General features: G+C 63.4%; 17 protein-coding genes. 9 read left to right on the top strand and 8 right to left on the bottom strand.

What is annotated here, in order from left to right; all coding sequences use genetic code 11:
- Positions 1-17: 17 nt before the first annotated feature.
- On the bottom strand, positions 18-635 hold the full coding sequence (locus tag AC0L2L_RS02135; protein WP_473575864.1) for an FMN-dependent NADH-azoreductase: 618 nt from the start codon (positions 633-635) through the stop codon (positions 18-20).
- Positions 636-716: 81 nt separating this feature from the next.
- On the opposite strand from AC0L2L_RS02135, the gene AC0L2L_RS02130 reads away from it, so the two are divergent.
- The gene (locus tag AC0L2L_RS02130; RefSeq protein WP_027166199.1) at positions 717-1,097 is read left to right on the top strand and encodes a winged helix-turn-helix transcriptional regulator; all 381 of its coding nucleotides are present in this window, start codon (positions 717-719) and stop codon (positions 1,095-1,097) included.
- A 151-nt stretch (positions 1,098-1,248) separates the two neighbouring features.
- On the opposite strand, the gene AC0L2L_RS02125 is transcribed toward AC0L2L_RS02130, so the two are convergent.
- From AC0L2L_RS02125 to AC0L2L_RS02105, 5 genes are all read right to left on the bottom strand, one after another.
- A complete protein-coding gene (locus tag AC0L2L_RS02125) occupies positions 1,249-1,641 on the bottom strand; it encodes a hypothetical protein (RefSeq protein WP_473575863.1) in 393 nt (130 codons plus the stop codon).
- Between the two features lie 179 nt (positions 1,642-1,820).
- Positions 1,821-2,804 (bottom strand): 2-hydroxyacid dehydrogenase, encoded by a 984-nt coding sequence (locus AC0L2L_RS02120; RefSeq protein WP_473575861.1) that lies wholly within the window; start codon positions 2,802-2,804, stop codon positions 1,821-1,823.
- On the bottom strand, positions 2,801-3,823 hold the full coding sequence (locus AC0L2L_RS02115) for a LacI family DNA-binding transcriptional regulator (protein ID WP_051334212.1): 1,023 nt from the start codon (positions 3,821-3,823) through the stop codon (positions 2,801-2,803). The genes AC0L2L_RS02120 and AC0L2L_RS02115 overlap by 4 nt, the downstream gene beginning before the upstream one ends.
- A gap of 191 nt (positions 3,824-4,014) precedes the next feature.
- A complete protein-coding gene (locus AC0L2L_RS02110; protein WP_473576091.1) occupies positions 4,015-4,899 on the bottom strand; it encodes a DMT family transporter in 885 nt (294 codons plus the stop codon).
- A gap of 322 nt (positions 4,900-5,221) precedes the next feature.
- Complete coding sequence (locus tag AC0L2L_RS02105) at positions 5,222-5,629, bottom strand: DUF2000 family protein (protein WP_473575860.1); 408 nt, start codon at positions 5,627-5,629, stop codon at positions 5,222-5,224.
- Positions 5,630-5,676: 47 nt separating this feature from the next.
- On the opposite strand from AC0L2L_RS02105, the gene AC0L2L_RS02100 reads away from it, so the two are divergent.
- Positions 5,677-6,540, top strand: a complete 864-nt coding sequence (locus AC0L2L_RS02100; protein WP_473576089.1) for an AraC family transcriptional regulator — start codon at positions 5,677-5,679, stop codon at positions 6,538-6,540.
- Positions 6,541-6,722: 182 nt separating this feature from the next.
- On the opposite strand, the gene AC0L2L_RS02095 is transcribed toward AC0L2L_RS02100, so the two are convergent.
- On the bottom strand, positions 6,723-7,196 hold the full coding sequence (locus AC0L2L_RS02095) for a MarR family winged helix-turn-helix transcriptional regulator (protein WP_027169177.1): 474 nt from the start codon (positions 7,194-7,196) through the stop codon (positions 6,723-6,725).
- A gap of 386 nt (positions 7,197-7,582) precedes the next feature.
- Between AC0L2L_RS02095 and AC0L2L_RS02090 the strand changes: the two genes are divergently transcribed.
- The 4 genes from AC0L2L_RS02090 to AC0L2L_RS02075 all read left to right on the top strand — a co-directional run bounded on the left by AC0L2L_RS02090 (position 7,583) and on the right by AC0L2L_RS02075 (position 10,568).
- Positions 7,583-8,623, top strand: a complete 1,041-nt coding sequence (locus AC0L2L_RS02090) for a CobW family GTP-binding protein (RefSeq protein ID WP_473575859.1) — start codon at positions 7,583-7,585, stop codon at positions 8,621-8,623.
- A gap of 69 nt (positions 8,624-8,692) precedes the next feature.
- Positions 8,693-8,971: a type II toxin-antitoxin system TacA family antitoxin gene (locus tag AC0L2L_RS02085; protein ID WP_473575857.1), complete on the top strand. Its 279-nt coding sequence runs from the start codon at positions 8,693-8,695 to the stop codon at positions 8,969-8,971.
- Positions 8,968-9,495, top strand: a complete 528-nt coding sequence (locus AC0L2L_RS02080; RefSeq protein ID WP_473575855.1) for a GNAT family N-acetyltransferase — start codon at positions 8,968-8,970, stop codon at positions 9,493-9,495. Before AC0L2L_RS02085 ends, AC0L2L_RS02080 begins: the two co-directional genes overlap by 4 nt.
- 98 nt (positions 9,496-9,593) lie before the next feature.
- The gene (locus tag AC0L2L_RS02075) at positions 9,594-10,568 is read left to right on the top strand and encodes a WD40 repeat domain-containing protein (RefSeq protein ID WP_473575854.1); all 975 of its coding nucleotides are present in this window, start codon (positions 9,594-9,596) and stop codon (positions 10,566-10,568) included.
- Between the two features lie 7 nt (positions 10,569-10,575).
- On the opposite strand, the gene AC0L2L_RS02070 is transcribed toward AC0L2L_RS02075, so the two are convergent.
- Positions 10,576-11,028 carry a hypothetical protein gene (locus AC0L2L_RS02070; protein WP_473575853.1) on the bottom strand — a complete coding sequence of 151 codons (453 nt, stop codon included), beginning with the start codon at positions 11,026-11,028 and terminating at the stop codon, positions 10,576-10,578.
- A 149-nt stretch (positions 11,029-11,177) separates the two neighbouring features.
- Here AC0L2L_RS02070 and AC0L2L_RS02065 point away from each other — a divergent pair, with 149 nt between their 5' ends.
- Genes AC0L2L_RS02065 through AC0L2L_RS02055 form a run of 3 tightly spaced genes read left to right on the top strand, consistent with a single transcriptional unit; the run spans position 11,178 to position 14,716 of the window.
- A complete protein-coding gene (locus AC0L2L_RS02065) occupies positions 11,178-12,560 on the top strand; it encodes an aspartate aminotransferase family protein (RefSeq protein WP_473575851.1) in 1,383 nt (460 codons plus the stop codon).
- An 11-nt stretch (positions 12,561-12,571) separates the two neighbouring features.
- On the top strand, positions 12,572-13,978 hold the full coding sequence (locus AC0L2L_RS02060; RefSeq protein WP_473575850.1) for a glutamine synthetase family protein: 1,407 nt from the start codon (positions 12,572-12,574) through the stop codon (positions 13,976-13,978).
- A gap of 60 nt (positions 13,979-14,038) precedes the next feature.
- Positions 14,039-14,716, top strand: a complete 678-nt coding sequence (locus AC0L2L_RS02055) for a UdgX family uracil-DNA binding protein (protein ID WP_473575849.1) — start codon at positions 14,039-14,041, stop codon at positions 14,714-14,716.
- Positions 14,717-14,830: the final 114 nt, after the last annotated feature.

Here is a 14,830-nt window from a genome sequence, read left to right as displayed (position 1 = left end):
ACTGATGGGTTTGCGGGTCAGGCGGCACGCTCGAGTGCAGCCCGGATTTGTGCTTCGGTGGAGGCGATCGCAGCCTTGGCAGCGTCCGGGCTTACGAGTGTCCCTTCCACGCGGACCACTTCGATATTCGTCAGTCCGATAAAACCGAGAAGATGCGACAGATAGGTGGTCTGGAAGTCTAACGCGGCGTTCCTGCCTTCCGAGAAGACGCCGCCAGTTGCGGTCACGAGATAGACTTTCTTGGCGGGCAACAATCCCATCACACCGGTTGCGTCGTAGCGAAAGGTGACGCCAGGCCAAGTGATGTAGTCAAACCAAGCCTTGAGCTGCGTCGGCGGGCCGAAGTTGATCATGCCCGAGCCAACGACAATCACGTCGGCAGCCTGAACCTCATCAACGAGGCTTTGAGCGAGATTGACGGCTTCGATCTGTTCGGGCGTACGTGTCTCGGGCGGCGCAGTGCGGCCGTCGATATAGGCTGCTGCGATATGCGGCAGCGGTGCTGTCCCAAGATCACGTTCGACAATTATGCCGCCAGAACGGGCGTTGAGGCTTTCAGCGATGTCGCGGGCAAATCGGGTGGAAAGGCTCTGAGGACCGCGTGGGCTAGAGGTGACGAGGAGGATGTTGGTCATTGGTGGCTCCTTTGGGGTAGTATCAAATTGTGACCAACCCTATTAAGGTAACCATTTGACTGCTCGCAAGAAGGCACATCCATGACACTCAGTGACATAGAGTTTCCTACCCCAAGCGAAGACGCCGACTGCCGTCCCGTTCGGGAGATCCTCGATCGCATCGCCGATAAGTGGAGTCTTTACATCTTCGTGGCCCTGAAGGATGGGCCGGTCCGCTTCAATGCATTGCGACGGCAGATCGACGGGATCTCGCAGCGGATGCTCACGATTACGCTTCGTCAATTGGAACGCGACGGTTTGATCAGTCGAACCCTCTTTCCGACGATCCCACCGCGCGTGGATTACGAGCTGACCGCGGTCGGCAGGTCGCTTCTCACCCCAGTCATGGCCTTGATGACCTGGGCAGATTCAAATCGGGACGTGATCGAGGAGGCGCGCCGGCAACATGACCAAACTAGATGATCGCTGCGGCGATATCCTCAAAGACTGCAAATCCGCCGCAATGCGTCGTTCAGGGTGCTTCCCCTGAGGTTCTGGAAATGGCGCGGCCACGCTAGTCCGGCGGCCTGCGGGCACGACAAGATTCCACCCCGTTGCCGTCATCTAGGACCGTCTAACGTCCGGCGGCCGCCAGCGACAGGAGCGGCAGCGCCGGCGCGTAGGATTCATAGCCATCGCCGTCGGCAACCGCGAACGTGACGATCGGATCGCTGCCGTTGGCGCTGAAGGCCACCGTGCCGTCCTCGCGCTCGCGCCAGAATTTCGCCCTCTCGATGCCAGGCAGAAGCCGACGGCAATTCGAAGCGACGGTCAGCAGCGACAGGCCGGCCGAGACTTCGGCGCCACGGCTGACCGCGCAATCCGCCTCGTCGCCGTTGGCGGTCAGCCGGTAATTGCTGGAAGGCGTTGCCTCACTGGCCGCACGGCTTTCGCCGGTGCCGCCGTGAAACAGCTGGAAGCCGCCGAAAAGCGCAGCGGCCACCATCAATGCAGGAAGCGTTTTCACCCTGTTTCTCCGCATCTTAGACGCGCATCGCGTTTAAAGGAGGCTGACGCGGCGCTTCAAATCCTGCTCTCATGCATGTTGCCCGAAACCGCTGCGCGGTTCAGGCGACATGCATAACGAAGTATGCAGAATGATTCCAGAGCGTTAAGCCGGCGTTAATAAGTGTGGCGGACCGCCGCTCAAGCTCGCGCTTCAACGTCCGCCGTCTCCGGCACCGGGGTCAGCGCCTTTCCTTGCGAAAACCAGGAAACCAGGTTGTCGACGCAAAGGTCGGCCATGGCACGGCGCGTATGCTCGGAAGCCGAGCCGACATGCGGCAGAAGCGAGGTGTTGGGAGCGTCAAGCAGGGCCTGCGGCACGTTCGGTTCGTCGGCAAAGACGTCGAGCCCGGCGGCTGCGATGGTGCCGTTCTCGAGGGCGGCAGCAAGGGCTGCCTCGTCCACCGTCGAGCCGCGACCGATATTGACGAAGACGCCGTTCGAACCTAGCGCCGACAGGATCCCGGCGTTGATCACTTTTTCCGTGGCGGCGCCGCCCGGGGCAATGCAGATCAGCGTGTCGACGGCTTCGGCGAGGCCTTTCAAAGTGGCATGGTATTCGTAGGGCAGGCCTTCGACCTTGCGGCGGTTGTGATACGCGATCGGCAGGCCGAAGGCTTCAATGCGATGGGCGACGGCAAGGCCGATGCGACCCATGCCGAAAATGCCCACACGGCGGCCACGCAAGGTAAGCCGGCTCAGGCGATAATTGCCTTGCTTCACCCAGTCGCCGTCGCGCAGGTATTTCTCGGCGGCGTACATTTCGCGCACGGTGTTGATCAGCAACCCGATCGTGGTGTCGGCGACCTCCTCGGTCAGCACATCGGGCGTGTTGGTGACCATGACGCCGCGCGTCGCCGCATGGCGGGCGTCGACCGAATCATAGCCGACGCCGAAATTGGCGATGATCTCGAGATTGGGCAGCGCGTCGATCATGGCCGCGTCGATGCCGCCGAAGGATGCGATCCCGCGTACGGTCTTGCGCATCTCGTCCGTCAGCAGCCCAGGGTCGGCGCGTTCGATCCGAACACGCTTGAACGCCTTGTCGATGCGGCCGATGGCATGGTCGTTGAAATTGCCCGGCACCAGGATGGCGACCGGCAAATTTCCTTCGGCCTTGGTCATGCACGCTCCACCGGCTTGCCGGTCGACTGCCGCACATGCAGCTCCGGCTTGATCAGTTCCTGCGAGGGCCGCACCGCTTGCCCGTTCAACTTGTCGAGCAAGGCACTGGCGGCGCGGCGACCGACCTCGCGCTGGCCGTTCCAGACCGTGGTCAGGGCCGGTGTCGCGATTGCCGCCTCCTCGAGATCGTCATAGCCGGTCACGGAGATATCGACGCCCGGCACGAGGCCGGCGCGCGCGATGCCGTTCATCAGCCCGATCGCGACCAGATCATTCCAGCAGCAGGCGGCGGTGGGCTTGTCTTTTAGCGCCAAAAACTGTCCTGCGGCCTCGAAACCCGCCTGCTTGGTGCGCGGTCCGGGAATGCGCCAGGACGGCTTCACCTCCAGGCCGGCCGCCTCCATCGCGTTCAGATAGCCCTGGTAGCGGTCGCGGCCGGTCGAGGTCTGATCGGTGCCGCCGACCATGGCGATGCGCTTGTGGCCGAGCGAGATCAGATGGTTGGTTGCAAGCGCCGTGCCATAGGCATCGTCGCCGCGGAACACCGGCACGTCGGCGCCGGCGACGGTGCGCGCGATCAGGACTGCCGGCAGGCCGTTTTCCTCGGCCATGATGATGTCCTCGGCCGGCGTGCCGATGGCCGGCGACATGATGACGCCATCGGCGCCGAGCTGCAGCAGCGTGTCGATGAAGGTGCGCTGCTTTTCGAGCTGGTCGTAGTGGTTGGACAGGATGAAGGTCTGGCGGCTGCGGTCGAGCTCGCTTTCGATCGAGCGCAGGATCTCGGCGAAGAACGGGTTCATGATGTCGTGCACGACGACCCCGACGATGCCGGAGCGCGAGGTGCGCAGCGAGGCGGCGCGGCGGTTGTAGATATAGCCGATGGCGCGGGCATGTTCCTTGATGCGCTCGCGCGTGGCGCCGGCTACCAGCGGGCTGTCGCGCAGCGCCAGCGATACCGTTGCCGTGGAGACGCCGAGCGCATCCGCGATCGTCGAAAGCTTGATCTTCTGTGCCAGCGCCCCTCGCTCCCTAGAGCATGATGCCGAAAAGTATTAAGCGGTTTTCGGACGATATCATGCCCTATCTCGTTGATTTTAGAGCCGGATTTAGATTCAGGTTAGAGCTGAAATCATCCGGCTCCAGGGTCCTCGGAACCACGTCTTTAAATTTTTTAAACGCGGCCTTATGCCACCGGATTTGGAGCAAATCAAAGTTTTTTCGCCAGCGACTCGGTCTCGGTGTCGAGCGAGGCGGAGTTGCGCAGCCGAAGCCGATGCTCGCGGTGGATGATATAGAGCCCGCTGGCAACGATGATGGCGGCGCCGAGCAGCGTCCAGCGGTCCGGGAACTGATGGAAGATCAGCCAGCCGGAAATGATCATCCAGACCATCTGCGAATAGGGATAAGGCGCGAGCTGCGTCGTGGTGGCCAGGCGATAGGCCCGGACCAGCAAATAGTGACCGCCGGCGCCGAAGACGCCCAGCATCAGGACCACGAACCATTGAAAGCCGCCATGCGGCAGCGCGTGCGAAAATACCAGCATCGGGGCAAGCAGCACGGACGGCGCCAGGGCGGAAAACAGGATCAGGCTTTCCGATGTCTCCGAGGCCGACATGCGCCGCGTCATGATGACGTAGAAGCTGTTGGACAGCATCGAGCCGAGCGCGAAGAGATGGCCGATGCCGAAAACGCCCACGCCGGGCCGGGTGATGACAAGAACGCCGACAAAGCCCGTCAGAATGGCCAGCCAGCGCCGCCAGCCGGCCCATTCGCCGAGCAGCGGGCCGGCGAGCGCGGTGATGACCATCGGGCCGAAGAAATAGATCGAGGTGGTTTCGGCGAGCTGCAGCGTGCGCAGAGCCAGGATGTTGAACATGGTCGAGCCCAAAAGCAGGCAGCCACGCAATATATGCGCCGGCAGGTTATTGGCGCGAAAGCGCGACGGCTCGCGCCAGCCGCGCAGGAAGAAACCGACGAGCAGCACGTGCACGGTGAAGCGGGTCCAGGCGACGATCAGCGCCGAGACGCCGGCCAGCACCAGATACTTGCTGGAGGTGTCGAGAAAGGTGAAGCAGACATAGACGCAAAGCATCAAAAGCATCGCCGCGGGCGGCGTTGCGCTGTCGTCTTGATTTTTGGGAACGCTCAAGGTCGGACCGAAGGAAGATAGACGTCTACCTTCTGCGGCAATCGCCGCGGGCCGGCAAGCCAAAAGCGACTGGCCCAACAAGCGCTCCGGACAGGCTTAGAGCGCACAGCTGCTGGCGATTTGTCCGACCATGCCTCGCGGTCGTCCTATGGTCTGCGCGCGTCGCTACGCCCAAGGACGAAGCTGGGAGGCTGCGGCCAATCTCAAACGTTCGCAATCAAACCCGAGCGAATGCTCAATCCACCGGCGCATGCACGGCAAAGGATCAGCCATGCATGCGGGCGCCCTTGGTGATCTTGTCGACCAGCTTCTTTTCGGCGCGCAGCGCGATGCCGACGATTTTTGCATCGTCCGGGGCGAATTCGGCGAAAACGGCGCGGTTGGCGACATCATGGCCGGTCGCGAACATCTCCTCGACGTAGGCGGACGTCGTCACGCCGCGCTCCAGTGCCCGACGATGGATCGCATTGAGCGTAAGGCCGTCGGCGGACAGCACGATGACGGGCTGGATCGAGAGCGGGTTGTAGAGATTGCGGGCGCGGTCGCGATAGGGCTCGCCGATGATTTCAGGGAATTGCGCGACGATGCCGCTGGTGAGGAAGGCGGTGACGTTGAGTTTCTGCCAGACGGCGAGGTCTTCCCTCAGCACGATTGCAAATTTTGTGTCGAACACCAAAATGTCTCTCCGAGATTGGGCCCATGACGGGCATGGATGAGGCGATGGCGCTGGGTCTAGGCGGCGAGACGCTCGAAGGTCTTGAACGTTCGTGCGCGGATGCGACCACTACCGGAGATAGGATCGTTTCGGCGCCGGGCGGCCTGGGCCTCGAACGCATCGAAGCGCGCTTTCATGGCAATGCCTTTGAACTGCACCGGCACGACACCTATGCCATAGGCGTGACCTTGCAGGGCGTGCAGCGCTTCCACTATCGCGGCGCGCTGCAACACAGCCTGCCCGGCCAGGTGATCGTGCTGCACCCCGACGAATTGCATGATGGCGGCGCCGGCACGGAAGACGGCTTACGCTACCGGATCCTGTACCTGGAGCCGTCCCTGCTGCTCGACTGCCTGGATGGCGAGCCGCTGCCCTTCGTCCGCGACGCCGTCGTCGACGATCCTCAGCTGCGCGACACGCTGCTGTCGGCGCTGGCGCCGCTGGACGAAGAGCTCGGCGACCTGTTCGTGGCGGATTTCGTTGCGCAGATGGCGCAACACCTGAAACGCCACGCCGGACAGCCGGCAAAGTCAACGGTCAGGACCGCATGGCGCGCCGCAGCACTTGCCCGTGACTATCTGGAGGAGAATGCCGAACGGCTGGTGCGCTCCGACGAGCTGGAGGCCGTTACCGGCCTCGACCGCTACGCGCTGTCGCGGCATTTTCGCGCGACCTATTCGACCAGCCCGCATCGCTTCCTTTTGATGCGCCGGCTGCAAAGGGCGCGGCGCATGATCGCCGAGGGAGAGGCGCTGGCGGAAATCGCCGCTGCCGCCGGCTTCAGCGACCAGAGCCATTTCAACCGGCATTTCAAGAAGGCGTTCGGCTTGACGCCAGGGCGTTGGGCGGCGCTTGTGCGCGACGCGTAGCGTCGTCGCTCACCCGCGAGACGTTCGGTGATAGCGCTCAGGCGCGACGCGCAGCGTCGTCGCCCTTTCCGCTAAGCCGTCGATGCTTGGGTGGTGCGTGGAGCGACGACGCTGCGCGTCGCGCTTTAGCAGGATTGCGAACGCCTCGCGGTTGAGCGACGACGCTGCGCGTCGCGCTTTCGTCACGCTTCATCCAGCTCCGCGTCATCGTCTATCAGCACCAGATCTTCGTTCGACAAATTGGCCTCGATGCGGGCGAGCAGCTTGAACAGTGCCTTCTGGTCCTTCTTGTCGAGGCCCCTCAGCGCCTGCTTCTCGGTCTTCTTGACCGACTTCTCGATGGCGCGGATGGTTTCGCGGCCGGACTCGGTGAGAAAGATATGCGCCTGGCGGGCGTCGGCGTTGGACGCGCGTTTTTCGAGGAAGCCCTGCGCCTGCAGCCGGTTGATCGTCTTGGTGATCGTCGGCGGACGCACGCCGAGCCGGCCGGCGAGGTTGCCGGGGGTCTGGCCGTCCTCGCGATCGAGCGCCAGCATGATCTGGTCCTGGCCGGCATAGAAACCATGGGCCAGAAGCCGCGCCGCGAGCGCCGTGCGCGCCAGCCTTGCCGCCGAATGGAGCCGGCTCATTGTCGCTGTCTTGTCCGCCTTGGCCATGGTCATCCCCTCTTCGGCCGAACCGGCGCGGGCAGCATAGAGGCTGTCCTACGGTTGGCAAATGACGATCTCTAAGAATCCGGCTTGCGAAACGCTTTGCCGGCAAGCATTGCGGTGCCCGCGCAGGTGATGCCAGATGTTTATTTCAGTTAGATGACAAACGACTTTTGAGCAGGCGAGATTCACAGCGGAAGCCCGCAAAGGCCATCGGCGCTCACGTGGCTCCTCCGTTTGGCCGGCCCCGACCGCCACCGATCCGTCTTCGGCGTCATCGCGATTGGAGGGTCCGACTGGCCCATCGGTTTGGCGCGTGCAAAAGCGTGGCACCCATCCTATATGAGGCCGACAATCCAAGATTTTCGAGGCCAAGACTTTCGAGGCAAGCCATGAGCGATGCACAGACACAAATCCCCGTAACCGTTCTCACCGGCTATCTCGGCGCGGGCAAGACGACGCTGCTCAACCGCATCCTGTCGGAGAACCACGGCAAGCGTTACGCCGTCATCGTCAATGAGTTCGGCGAGATCGGCATCGACAACGACCTGATCGTCGAATCCGACGAGGAAATCTACGAGATGAACAATGGCTGCGTGTGCTGCACGGTGCGCGGCGACCTGATCCGCGTCGTCGAAGGCCTGATGCGGCGGCCCGGCCGCTTCGATGCGATCGTCGTCGAAACCACGGGCCTGGCCGATCCGGTGCCGGTGGCGCAGACCTTCTTCATGGATGACGACGTGCGCTCCAAGACCAAGCTCGACGCGGTGGTGGCGCTGGTCGACGCCAAGCACCTGCCGCTGCGCCTGAAGGACTCCAAGGAGGCCGAGGACCAGATCGCCTTCGCCGATGTGGTGGTGCTGAACAAGACCGATCTCGTCACCCCCGAAGAGCTCGAAAAGGTCGAGGCGACGATCCGCGCCATCAACCCGGCGGCCAGGATCCATCGCACCCAGCGCGCCGGCGTGGCGCTCGGCGAGGTGCTCGACCGCGGCGCCTTCGATCTTTCGCGCGCGCTGGAGAACGATCCGCACTTCCTCGAGGCGCACGACCACGATCATGACCACGATCACGACCACCATGATCATGACGGTCACGATCATCACCATCATCACGACCATGCTTCCGACATCCATGACGTGACGGTGAAGTCGGTGTCGCTGCGCGGCGGCGAGATGGACCCGAAGAAGTTCTTCCCCTGGATCGAGAAGGTGACCCAGATGGAAGGGCCGAACATCCTGCGGCTTAAAGGCATCATCGCGCTCAAGGGCGACGACGACCGCTATGTCCTGCAGGGTGTGCACATGATCCTCGAAGGCGACCACCAGCGCGCCTGGAAGGACGGCGAAAAACATGAAAGCCGGCTGGTCTTCATCGGCCGCGATCTCGACGCCGATCGGCTCAGGAAGAGCTTCGAAGCCTGCCAGGCGTAGTTGTCCGGTAGGGGTTGATTGCCGACTTCTGTACACATATCATGTGTACAGAAGTACCGCGAGGTGACAATGCCAAGATCCGCCGACAACAAGAACGAACGCTACCAGATCCGCATTCCGTCCGCACAGAAGGCGATGATCGCGCGCGCCGCCGCTCTGTCGCACAAGGACATGGCCGATTTTATCTTAGATAAGATCGTGCCAGAAGCGCTTGCTGTAATCGAAGCTGCAGAGGTCACGAAAGCTTCCAACCGCGACTTCACGCGGATACTTGACCTGTTGGAGCACCCACCCAAGCCCAATGCCAAGCTGCGGGCAGCTATAACTGCATTGCCAGATACGCTGTGACGCTTCCCTCCTGGCACGAGGAGCCGATCGCAAAAAGCCACGATCGAACGTCCTTCGATTGCGGCGACAGGCAAATGAACGATTTTCTGCGACGATACGCGCGGCAGAGTCATGATCAAAACGCAGCAAAGACCTTCTGTGCGATCGACGACACCGCATCGGACCGAATCCTCGGCTTCTATACAATCGCCCCCTCTGCCGTCGCTCATGAAAACGTCCCCGATGCCATGGCGAGAGGCTTGGCGCGGCATGAGGTTGCGGGCTTCAAGCTGGCTCGACTTGCGACTGACCGTGCGGTGGCTGGGCAAGGGCTCGGGGGTCAATTGCTCGCCGCCGCCGCACTACGGTGCCTGCGTCTGGCCGGCGAGGGCGGCGGCATCCTGCTCATCATCGATGCCAAAAGCGAGCGCGCCGCGCGATGGTACGCCAGCTATGGTGCCGAGCCTCTCCAAAACCAGCCTCTGACTTTGGTGATGCCACTTGCAACCTTCGCGGCGGATTTACGAAACAAAGGATTGCTCTGATCTAGTGCGAGCCTTCACGTTGATCGGCATGCTTGCCGATGAATGAACTGTCGAGTAAGCCCCAGAACAGACTTACAACCTCGCCCAACCTGGAAGCCATGCCTACAGTCGCCCCACTTGATCTCGAAGGCCATTGCGTCGCTGCGGTCTTCCTCGCCGACGTGCCGCATTTCGCCTTGGCCGACGGAGCGATCCACCGGCTCGATAATGGCCACAAGACGGTGCAGGCCAACGATGGGATGCTTGCAGCCTTTCACGATGCGGCCAACGACCGGCTGATCACCGGCGGCGAGGACGGCAAGGTGTTTGCCGTAAAGGCCGGCGGCGAGGTGAGCGAACTCGCCAGCGCTGGAAAGAAGTGGATCACCAGCGTCGCCGCCGGACCACAAGGCGCGATCGCCTATGCCTCGGGCAAGACCGCTTTCGTGCGTTTCGCCGACGGCAAGACCAAGGAATTCACACATCCGCGCTCGGTGGAGGGGCTCGCCTTCTCGCCCAAGGGCATGCGCTTCGGCGTTGCCCGCTACAATGGCGCGACGCTGCATTTTCCGGCCGCCGAAGGCAAGCCGGTGGAGCTCGAATGGGCCGGGGCCCATACGGGCATCACCTTTTCGCCGGACGGCGCCTTTATCGTCACCACCATGCAGGAGAATGCGCTGCATGGCTGGAAGCTTGCCGACGGCAAGCACATGCGCATGAGCGGCTATCCCGGCAAGGTGAAAAGCCTGTCGTGGAGCGTCAAGGGCAAATGGCTGGCGAGCTCGGGCGCGCCGGCGGCGATCGTGTGGCCCTTTTCAGCCAAGGACGGGCCGATGGGCAAGGCGCCGCTGGAACTCGGCACCCGCGGCAATACGATGGTGACCTGCGTTGCCTGCCACCCCAGCCAGGACGTGGCGGCCATCGGCTATGAGGACGGCATGGTGATCGCGGCGCGCTTCGCCGACGCCAAGGAAGTGTTGCTGCGCCGCCCCGGCAAGGGCGCCATCACCGCGATGATGTGGGACAAGGAAGAACGCCGCATCGTGTTCGGCAGCGCCGCCGGCGACTGCGGCGTCATCGACATTACGGCGTAGACGGACTTCATTCCGCGCCGCAGGAGACCTTGCCGGTCGTCTCCACCGGCTTGCCGTCCTTGGCCACATCAGCCGCGACATCATAGACGGCGAGCGTGTAGCGTCCATCATAAACGCCCTCGTCGCTGGCCTTGGTCAGGATTGTCAGTTCGACGGAGCCGTAGCTGTTCGCCTGCTCGTGCTCGCGATAGATGAGCAATCGCAGTTCCTTGTCGTCCAGCCAGTACTGCGCCAGGTTGGAATCCTCGAACACCGTCTTGCGAAAGCCATCGCCGACCGGCCTTGACTTGATTTCGAGGTCGCCGCGAAAGTTGAACGTCGGCCCGCCCATTCCGGTGGTGACGCCGGCGCCGACTTCGAATTTCACCGCCGCGTCGTCGACATTGCACCAGATGCCGCCTGTGGCTGATGCGGCGCCGGCCGGCAACAGCAACGCCGCCATACAAAAGATCGATCGCATCTGCCTCCCCACTACCCCTGCAGTTGCATTGGCGCCGACATGGCCTTTCAGGTCAAGCACGGTGAGCGCTGAGCCATTGCAGGACGGCACGCGGCCAATTGCGGTTACAGGCGCTGATTGGCTAAGAGTGGAGCAGCAGAGGGGTTTTCATGCATAGCAGAGACACGTCAAAAACATCCATTGGCGGCATCGCTGCCGCCCGTATCGCGGAGTTGCGCGACACGGAAGCAGCCGCCTTCCGCAAGGCGCGGCCGAAATCCGAGGCGAAGCTCGGCAACGGCATTGCCGGCTTCCTCGGCGGCGTGCCGATGCACTGGATGACCGACTGGCCGACGCCGTTCCCGATCCTGGTCGACGGCGCGAAAGGCGCCACCATCACCGATATCGACGGCAACAGGCTCGACGATTTCTGCCTTGGCGACACCGGCTCGATGCTCGGCCATTCGCCGCCGCCGGTTGCCCGCGCGATCCGCCGGCAGTCCGGGCGCGGGCTGACCTACATGCTGCCCAGCGAGGATGCGCTGGCGATCGGCCCGCTCCTGCAGCAGCGCTTCGGCTTGCCCTACTGGCAGATCGCCACGACCGCCACCGACGCCAACCGCTTCGCGCTGCGGGTTGCCCGCGCCGTGACCGGGCGCGAGAAGATCCTGGTCTTCAATGGCTGCTATCATGGCTCGGTCGACGAGACGATGGTGCGGCTGATCGACGGCATCGCGGTCAACCGGCCGGGGCTCGCCGGCGAATTCCGCGATCTGACGCGGGCGACCAAGATCATCGAATTCAACGACATTGCCGCGCTGGAGGCCGCACTGGCCGACCGCGACGTCGCCTGCGTCATCACCGAACCGGTGCTGACCAATTCCTGCATGGTGCTGCCGGAACCGGGCTTCCACGACACGCTGCGGCGCCTTACCCGCGCGGCGGGCACGCTGCTTCTGATTGACGAGACGCACACCATTTCGACCGGGCCGGGTGGCTATACGCGCAAGCACGGGCTGGAGCCGGATCTGTTCGTGCTCGGCAAACCGGTGGCGGGCGGCGTGCCGGCGAGCATCTGGGGCATGAGCGAGGAAGTCGCTACCCGCTACGGCGCCTACAACCGGGCCAAGGAGCCCGGCTATTCCGGCATGGGCACAACACTGTCGGCCAATCCGCTGCAATTCGCGGCGATGCGCGCGACGCTTGAAGAGGTGATGACCGAAGAGGCGTACGCCCATATGGATCGGCTGGCGCGCCGCCTCGACGCCGGGCTCTCGGCGGTCATCGACCGTTATCACTTGCCATGGCACGTCGCGCGTGTCGGGGCGCGCGTCGAGTTCATCTGCGCGCCCAGGCCACTGCAAAATGGCGGCGAGGCCGAGAAGGCGCATGCGCCGGAGCTCGAAGCCGCCATACATGTGGCGCTGGTCAATCGCGGCGTGCTGATCGCGCCGTTCCACAACATGATGCTGATTTCGCCGGCAACGACTTCAGCGCAAGTGAGCCGGCTGATCGCCGCCTTCGCCGCTGTTGCAGCCAGACTTACGGCATGAGAAAAGCGGCGATGGACAATCCGAACGCCGTTGCGACCTCCCCCTCGGGCTCGACACCCGCCGAGGCAAAAGCCTTTCTCGATGCTCATCCCAAAATAGAGGCGTTCGACATCGTGCTCACAGACGCCAACGGCATCGGGCGCGGCAAGATCGTGCGCCGGCACGAGCTGATGGGCATTTTCGAGAACGGCCGGCATCTGCCGATCTCGATCCTCGGCCTCGATATCACCGGCGAGGATGTGCACGAAACAGGGCTGGTGTGGGACACCGGCGACGGCGACCTTCGAGCATGGCCGATCCCAGGCACGCTGGTGCCGCTGTATGGCACCAAGCCTGCTCGCGGCCAGGTGCTGATGTCGATGCACCATCTCGACGGCCAACCGATGACCTCCGACCCGCGGCTGGTGCTGGCAAGGCAGGTGGAGTTGCTGGCGGCCCGCGGCTTGCATCCTGCCGGCGCCTTCGAGCTGGAGTTTTTCCTGCTGTCCAATGAGCGCGATGCCGATGGCAAGGTGCAGGCGGCGCGCGCGGTGCTCGACGGCCGCCGCTCGGCCAAGACCGAGGTTTACTCCGTCGACCATCTGCACGGCATGGAGCCGCTGTTTTCCGACATCTATGCCGCGGCCAAGGCGCAAGGTATTCCGGCGGAGACCGTGATCTCCGAATACGCGCCCGGCCAGTACGAGCTGACGCTGAACTACCGCAAGGACGTGATGCGGGCGGCCGACGACCTCATCATGCTGAAGCGGCTGGTGCGGGCGCAGGCGCGGCGGCATGGCGTCACGGCCTGCTTCATGGCCAAGCCCATCGAAGCCTATGCGGGCTCGGGCATGCATTTCCATGTCTCGCTGCAGGACGATGCGGGCCGAAACGTCTTCACCGAGGCTGCCGGCGAAAAATGGTCATTGAGCCTGCTCAACGCGCTTGGCGGCCTGATCCACACCATGGCGGAATCGATGCTGGTGTTTGCGCCGCACGCCAATTCGTGGCGGCGCTTCGTCTCGCAATCCTACGCGCCGGTGGCGCCAAGCTGGGGCGTCAACAACCGCTCGGTGGCGCTGCGCGTACCGGCTGGCGACGCCAAGAACCGCCGCATCGAGCATCGGCCCTCCGGTGTCGACGCCAATCCTTATCTGGTGGCGGCGACGGTGCTGGCCGGCATCGTCAAAGGCCTCGACGAAGGGCTGGATCCAGGGCTTGAGACAACCGGGAACGGCTACGAGCAGGCGACAGAGGAATCGACCATGCCGGCCGACTGGCGCGCCGCGATCGAGGCGGCCAGGGCCTCGGATTTCCTGAAATCGGCGCTCGGCGCCGACCTGCACCGGACTTTCGTGGCGATCAAGCAGGCGGAATATCTGCGCGTAGCGCGCACCGTCAGCGAGCTGGATTACCACCTCTATCTGCATGAGGTGTGAGGATCGGGAACCATCGCAAGGCTCGCCCATTTCAAGTTTGAAGATGGGCGAGACGGAGCGATGGCGACAACACCAGCAGCCTTGCAGCATGAAGCGAAGCGTCCAGCCAGGCAGATCCCCGCACCGGAGGTAGCTGCAGGGGGAGATGCTACCTCCATCGACGAGGCGCACGAGGCGGCGAAAGGCTGCCGACGCTGCCCGCTCTGGCGCAATGCCACGCAGACCGTGTTTGGCGAAGGGCCTGGGAGCGCCGAGGTGATCTTCGTCGGCGAGCAGCCCGGCGACCAGGAGGATCTGGCCGGCAAGCCATTTGTTGGTCCGGCGGGAAGGATCCTCGACACCACGCTGGATGATGCCGAAATCGAGCGTCGGAAAACCTACGTCACCAACGCCGTCAAGCATTTCAAATTCGAGCCGCGCGGCAAGCGCCGCATCCATTCCAAGCCGAACGCCGGCGAGATCCAGGCCTGCCGCTGGTGGCTGGACAAGGAGCTCGACCTCATCAAGCCGAACCTGGTGGTGGCGCTCGGCGCGACGGCGGCGCAGGCGCTGCTCGGCAAGGCGGTGCCGGTGCTGAAGCGACGCGGCGAGGTGATCGAGCGCGACGACGGGCTGCGCGTGTTCATCACGATCCACCCCTCGCTCATCCTGCGCATCCGCGAGCCCGCGGACAAGGACGCCGAGCGCGAGCGGTTTCTCGATGATATGAAGGCGGTGAAGCGGCTGATGGCGGCTTGATGGATCGCGTGAGATTAGCCGAGACGATCGTCGCTTCGTCATCCACGGGCGGAGCAAGGAGCGAAGCGACGCGCGCAGACCCGAGGATCCATGCCGTTACTTCAATGCGTTGCA

It is taken from the genome of Mesorhizobium sp. WSM4832, from assembly GCF_055811115.1.
The sequence above is the reverse complement of the archived record's forward strand: the minus strand, read 5'-3'. Positions and strand labels throughout refer to the sequence as shown.